The sequence below is a fragment of the Fibrobacter sp. UWT2 genome, from assembly GCF_900142545.1.
Taxonomy (GTDB): domain Bacteria; phylum Fibrobacterota; class Fibrobacteria; order Fibrobacterales; family Fibrobacteraceae; genus Fibrobacter.
The window spans coordinates 22,583-28,816 of sequence record NZ_FRBF01000027.1 but is presented as its reverse complement, the minus strand read 5'-3'; the positions used below and the strand labels follow the sequence as shown (position 1 = coordinate 28,816).

Genomic DNA, 6,234 nt, shown 5'->3' with positions numbered 1-6,234 from the left:
TTGTGCAGGTCTAGGACCCTCTGCCATTCCTCTTCTGTGTGTATTTTTGTCATGCAAACCTCTAAAGTTGTGTCCAACTTTTGGGGTTTACGTCAGCAGTGGGGGTGGAGAGCAACGAAGTGCGAACCAGGGGGATTCTTCCCCCTTTTTATAATCCATCCGAATTTACAATAAAAATTTTATTACATTTCACCCCAACGATGCAAGACGAGAAATACATACTGGTAGATAGCGAAGAATCGCTGGCGAATTTGCTGGCGGATTTGGAGCTGTACGAAATGGCCGCCGTCGATACCGAAGCGGATTCCATGTACCATTATACCACTCGCCTTTGCCTGATCCAGATTACCATCGGCGAGCACCACTACATTGTGGACCCGCTGTGTGGCCTTGACCTGGCCCCTTTGTTCAAGGCCCGCGCCATGCAGACGCTCATTTTCCACGGCGCCGACTACGACTTGCGACTGCTGTGGCAGACTTACGGATTCTCGCCGAAGCAGATTTTCGATACCATGCTCGCGGCAAAGATTCTGGGCGAAGATCACCTGGGCCTTGCGGATTTGGTCCGCGAATACTTCGGTGACGAACTCAAGAAAGAAAACCAGCGTGCCGACTGGACCACGCGACCGTTGCCGCTCGAAATGTGCGAATACGCCATTCACGACACGTTCTACCTGCACGAACTCTGCGCGATTCTCGTAGAAAAGTTGCAAGAAGCAGGCCGCATGAGTTGGCTTACCGAACAGTGCGACGCCTTGATCGAACATGCCAAGCATCCCGCCCCGCAGAGAAAGGATCCCTGGCGCGTCACGGGTTCAGCACCGCTTTCGCCGTGCGCCTTGAACGTGCTCAAGTTCCTCTGGGAATGGCGCGAAAACCAGGCTCAGGAACTGGACCGCCCGCCCTACAAGGTGATGCCGGTGGAACTCATGCTTGCCATTGCACGCCGCAGCGAGGCGAATTTCCCGACAGTGGACTTGGAAAAGTTGCCGAAGCTCCCCCGCAATTTTCGCGACGAGCGTCTGGATTCGTTCGTGAACATGCTGCAGACCGCAGTGGCCGTTCCGCAATCGGACTGGCCCGAACGTCTGCCCAAGGCCCCGCCCCCGCCGGTGGTGCCGAACTCCGACCTGCTTTCGGTGCTCAAGACCTGGCGCGACCTTAAAGCCGAAGAACTGGAACTTGACCCGTCGCTCTTGGCCAACAAGGCGCAGCTCATTTGGCTTGCCGCTCCTGGAGACATGCCCTGGGAGGCCCGCTACGAAGAGGCTCACCTCATGAACTGGCAACGCGCCCTGTGGACTGAAATTTTGCAACAGAACCTGCCCAATGCAAAGCGCGTAGGCGACCCCGACTAATTTTTTTTATAACTCACCTCAACCGCCCGCTACTGGACAAATCCCCGCAGGCATCATTATGGAATCTGTACTTCTCGTTTCTGCCTTACTCCTTTTGATTTTCGGCTCCAGGCCGCTTTTCGAGATGTTGCGCAAGAAGCGCGACGGCGAAGAACTCATCGGAAACCCGTGGGAAGAAATCCACGCCATCAAGGGCTACAGGGAATCGCGCAAGGTAGCGGCGTTCTACCCGCTCACGGGCGAACCGAACATCATGCCGATTATCGAGCAGCTCGCCGACGAAGACCGTCTGCTGCTTCCCCGCTGCACGGGCCCAACGGCCATGGAGTTCTGCCACGTGCAAAGCCTCAAGAAAGATTTGATCAAGGGCAAGTTCGGCATCATGGAACCCCGCGGCGATATTCCCGCTTACGAGGGCGACTTCACTGTGTTCCTGGTTCCCGGCACCAAGTTCAACCTGACCGGCGAACGCTGCGGGCACGGCAAGGGTTACTACGACCGCTTTTTGGCAAAGCACCCGAACGCCCACAAGGCGGGCATCGCGACACCTAAGCAGATTAGCGTCGAGCCGCTCGTGCAAAAGCTGACCGACATCAAGATGGACCAGATTATTATTTGTAGGGAAAAGCCCTAAGGATTTTAGATAAAGGATTGCATTATGGCATTCAGCAAGAATTCCGATAAGGAAACAGAATTCGGCATCATTCGCCACAACTTCAAGGACCGCGAATCTCGTGACGGTTTCCGTGAACCTCGCGAAGGATTTGAACGCCGCGACGGTTTCAAGTCGCGCGACAACTTTAAACCGCGCGATAGCTTTGAAAAGCGCGACGGCTTTACCCGCCGTAAAACCGATGGCGACCGCCGCGTGAGTTTTGGCGATCCCGATGGTGCCCCGCAAACCGCAATTGGCGGCATCCGCGAAGTGACCGACCTTCTGGAACGTAGCCCCATGCAAGTCCACCGCGTGCTCTTTATGCACCAGTCGGGCAATCCCAAGCTCTACGAACTGCAGAAGCTCGCCAAGCGCGCCCACGTGCACGTGCAGCAAGTCGATTCCAAGGTGCTCAGCAGCTATGTGCAGCAACACCACGGCGTGGTTGCCCTCTTGAACGAAAAGGAACTTCTCGTTTGGGAAGACATCCGCGAAGAATATTTTAAGGCCAAAGCAAATGGCGAACGCAAGCTAATCGCCGTAGGCACCAACATCGAAGACCCGCGCAACCTGGGCGCCTGCATCCGTAGCGCGCTCGCCTTGGGCGTAGACCTCTTGATGCTCCCAGCCAAGGGCATGTGCGGCATTACGCCGGCTGTCGCCCGCTCTGCCGCAGGTGCACTCGACAAGATGAAGATTTGCCGCCCGAACAACCTAGAAGCAGCCGTCGGCGAACTCAAGCTCGCTGGCTACCAGATTCTCGGTCTCGACGCCGACACCGAAACGAACCTCGCCGGCTTTGAATTCAGCGACCAGGCCGTAATCGCCGTCGGTGGCGAAGACGTGGGCCTCCCACCCTTCATTCGCAAGCAGTGCGACGCCGTACTCCGCATTCCGATGATGCCCGAAGCGCATTCCTACAACGCCTCGGTGGCACTCTCGCTCGGTCTGTACGAATACGCACGCCTCCGAATCAAGTAAATTATTCCTACTTGGACAATAAAATACACCCCCATAGGGGGTGTTTTTTTATTATAGGCAGTTCACTTTACTACAAAGAATTCATCTAGCTTTTCTTTGTAGATATTTCCATAATGGTTCATATTGTACAACTGCACATGCGAACCTGAAATTTTACTCGCGATTTCGATGTACATGTCCCTCAACGTTGCGTCGGGAGTCTCATCAAGCAGTTCCGTAAAACCTCGAGTAAAACGGTTCGTCAAGTATACGCCCATTTCTTCGTTTCGTTCATCCGCTTTACTCGTTTCATAAGGCGAGGCCGCCGTCAAGAAGACAATCCCGGAAACATCCTCTTTTTCAGCCGTTTCACCGAGGCCACCACTATAGCAGGCTTCTACGGCCACCAGCACCTTGCGGTGCGGGATCTGTTTCACCAGCGAAATAATCTGTTCGTAACTGATTTTGTCATTTCCAAAATTCAGGTATCCCGGCATTCCATGACCACTCCAAAAGACAAAAACATTGTCGGTCGACTTTGCACGGAGGACCTTTGACAACTTATCACTTGAATTTCCCCTTAATATATTTCCTAGGTCAGACGCCTTTACGTAACTTAATTTGTAATCAACCACACCCTTTTCATAGACGTTATCTCCATCCAAACGGATAAAGAGTTCTCCCGGATACAAGTTTCGTTCATGATCCACAAGATCATCTTCGGCAATCACGATAATATGGTCATCGTCGTACCCCATCTTCTTGAGTTTCTGGTAAATGGCAAAGATGTCCGCCTGAAACCGGTAATTTGCCCAGCCCGATGAGGCTGCAACCAAAAGCGCCCAATGTTTCGAAACGTCATTATAAGAAATATTCGAATCTGCATATTCGAAAAAGCTCGTATCCACATCGGCCTTGAAAAAATCCAACCAATTTTCTTCTGGATTTATTGAATGCTTCGAATCGTCGTTGCTGGTAAAATCGTTCGTGACATATTTATGGTCAGCAATATTCCACCCGCGATACACTGAACCGCTCACACTGTTGTCCCTATCCTGGAAAGTCCAAGAGCTCGATACCCCCGTCAGATCAGGCAAGCGTCCATTCTGCAACGACATGAAATTTTCATGCATTCCGGCAATCATCCAATCGCCGCCGGTACCGTCCCTTCCTCCGAGCACAGCTCTAATCGATTCATTCAATTCCAATCCCGACGAAACGGAATAAGTCGCGGCATACGCCAAAATATACAGAGCATCTACGAAATGCGCTTCGCCATTGAGAATGTCTTCGCCAAAATGTTCATGGTAAGCTTGCGCAAACCCGGACTCGGGTCTTGCATACAAATCAAAGCCACGGTAAAAATCGTAATGAAGATTTTTTACGATAGAATCCGAAACGAAATTACTGGAACACACCACTCGGATGCCACCTTGAGAAGCGACATCCTGTTGATACAATTCATCATCAAAGGCTAAGGCCATTTTGTCATCATAGGGTTCAAACAACAAAACGCTATACGGTTTCTTACGTTCCAAATAAGTCTGCGTAAGCATCCGCAGTTCGGCTTCGTCATTGTACAAAAAGATTCTGTCAATTTTAAGTCCGAATTCTTCGGCCATAAAGCCTATCCAGTCGACATAAGAACTTACGAGTCCGCCATTCAATTCACTTGACGGAGCCAAAAGTGTAAGTTCCAGTTCATTCATGAAAAGTGACGCAAAAGAACTCGCCAAATGCGAAAAAGCTGATTCAATCAGCATAAAATCGTTTTCAACCAAGTTCCACAAGTTCGGCATGTTGGCAAAAAAACGCTGGCATTCCACATTCGACGCCTTGGGCGAAAGAATCGGCTTCGTACTTTTCTGCAAAAGCTCCGCCATGCGGTACGCCTTGTCCGATCGCGTGGGGCCAACAATCGCCACATAGTCCGAATCCCCCGCAACCATTTCCATATACTCATCAAAATCGGCGTCATCCTGGTTTTTAAATTCTAGTTGCAGTTCCACCTTCTGGTCGAGCCCGCCTTGGGCTTTTTCCATATTTTCCAAAGCCCATTCGGCGCTACGTTTCCAGCGGGCCATTTCAGAGGATTTCGCCATGACGGCGACCTTAAGTTTGTGCGTCTTGGCATCGGAATTTGCAGAAGATGTATTGTCGGAGCACGCGCAAAGACAAAGAATCGCGATAAACAACAAGGAAAGTAGACTATTTCTTTGCATGGCGAGCCTCCTCGCGAACCGCTTCGTCATAATACTTTTCATAGCGGGCTTCGAACTCTTTCGTATCGTCAAAATTCTTGTTAAACACAATCGATGCGGCACCGTCACCCAAGCCAAAAGAGCGGAACCGAGGCCAATCCTTACCCAAAGCCCATTCTTCCAGGTAGCGAATAACAATCCCCTTAATGTCAATGACCAAAGTAAACGGCACCTTTGGCAACACGCCGCTTTGGTCAACATCCATCCCAATCATAAAGTGTCCCGTATTCGGATAATCGATCAAGGCCCGACGCACGCCCTTGATAGCGCCCCCCAACAAAGGAAAAATAGCCGAAGGTCTATCCGCATCTAGAATATAATTCGTTATCGAAAAAGTGGCCACGTAGGCAAATTCAATGTTGTTAAAAGCCGTTTCATCATTTTCATTGTAAGTAAGATAATCCACCCCCAAAGTATCTGCTATCGTCTTATGCGCATCGTAGCCCTTCCTAAAGCCATCAATCGATGTTTCAAGGCTCGCAAAGCCAGGTGCCGCTGCCAAAATCATGCAGGGATTTATGCCCAGAATCGCCCCCGACAAGTAACTCGCTCCGTAACGCTCTATCGAGAAAGCATTGACGCCTTGTGGAAGTCCCGCCGTATCGGCCTCAAACAACAAAACTTTGTTGCCTACCCCCGTAAAGCGAACATCAAGTTTTTTTGCCAGTCCCACATATTCGGAAGAAGCCAAAATCAGCATCGATGAATCGGTGTCGACATTTTCCTTGAGCCACGCCTGTACAAGTGAATCGGCCTCGTCCATAGATTCCGGCTGCAGCAGACGGAAGGGCACTCCACTATCTTCATTAAACCGGAATAGTCCTGCCAATATTTGGTCATTATAGCTGTTATCGCCAATGCCATTGACGCTTGCCACAAGCGTAATGTTCGCTATGCCCGGGCGATTTTGCACAGCATCAAAAACAGATTCGCTGTTGGAACAGGCATACAGCGAAAATAGTAGAAAGAATCCAAAAAACAGCCTTAACATCATTACCTT

5 protein-coding genes are annotated in these 6,234 nt (G+C 50.7%); 3 read left to right on the top strand and 2 right to left on the bottom strand.

From position 1 onward, the window contains the following. Positions 1 to 200: 200 nt before the first annotated feature. The 3 genes from BUA40_RS13210 to BUA40_RS13200 are packed head-to-tail and all read left to right on the top strand — an operon-like array spanning position 201 to position 2,994. Complete coding sequence (locus tag BUA40_RS13210; RefSeq protein ID WP_072801320.1) at positions 201 to 1,358, top strand: ribonuclease D; 1,158 nt, start codon at positions 201 to 203, stop codon at positions 1,356 to 1,358. Positions 1,359 to 1,416: 58 nt separating this feature from the next. Then, entirely contained in the window at positions 1,417 to 1,992 is a 576-nt protein-coding gene (locus BUA40_RS13205) for a 5-formyltetrahydrofolate cyclo-ligase (RefSeq protein WP_072801319.1), read from the top strand. A 24-nt stretch (positions 1,993 to 2,016) separates the two neighbouring features. Beyond that, a complete protein-coding gene (locus tag BUA40_RS13200; protein ID WP_083585419.1) occupies positions 2,017 to 2,994 on the top strand; it encodes a TrmH family RNA methyltransferase in 978 nt (325 codons plus the stop codon). A gap of 62 nt (positions 2,995 to 3,056) precedes the next feature. Here BUA40_RS13200 and BUA40_RS13195 read toward each other — a convergent pair whose 3' ends face one another. Together BUA40_RS13195 and BUA40_RS14615 are read right to left on the bottom strand one after the other, a co-directional pair. Beyond that, on the bottom strand, positions 3,057 to 5,195 hold the full coding sequence (locus BUA40_RS13195; RefSeq protein ID WP_178299658.1) for a C13 family peptidase: 2,139 nt from the start codon (positions 5,193 to 5,195) through the stop codon (positions 3,057 to 3,059). Further along, entirely contained in the window at positions 5,182 to 6,228 is a 1,047-nt protein-coding gene (locus BUA40_RS14615) for a type 1 periplasmic-binding domain-containing protein (RefSeq protein ID WP_178299656.1), read from the bottom strand. The genes BUA40_RS13195 and BUA40_RS14615 overlap by 14 nt, the downstream gene beginning before the upstream one ends. Positions 6,229 to 6,234 lie beyond the last annotated feature (6 nt).

Bases quoted from the DNA above. Each gene is read 5' to 3' on its own strand.
- BUA40_RS13210 (WP_072801320.1), top strand. From the start codon at position 201: ATGCAAGACGAGAAATACATACTGGTAGATAGCGAAGAATCGCTGGCG.
- BUA40_RS13205 (WP_072801319.1), top strand. From the start codon at position 1,417: ATGGAATCTGTACTTCTCGTTTCTGCCTTACTCCTTTTGATTTTCGGC.
- BUA40_RS13200 (WP_083585419.1), top strand. From the start codon at position 2,017: ATGGCATTCAGCAAGAATTCCGATAAGGAAACAGAATTCGGCATCATT.
- BUA40_RS13195 (WP_178299658.1), bottom strand. From the start codon at position 5,195: ATGCAAAGAAATAGTCTACTTTCCTTGTTGTTTATCGCGATTCTTTGT.
- BUA40_RS14615 (WP_178299656.1), bottom strand. From the start codon at position 6,228: ATGATGTTAAGGCTGTTTTTTGGATTCTTTCTACTATTTTCGCTGTAT.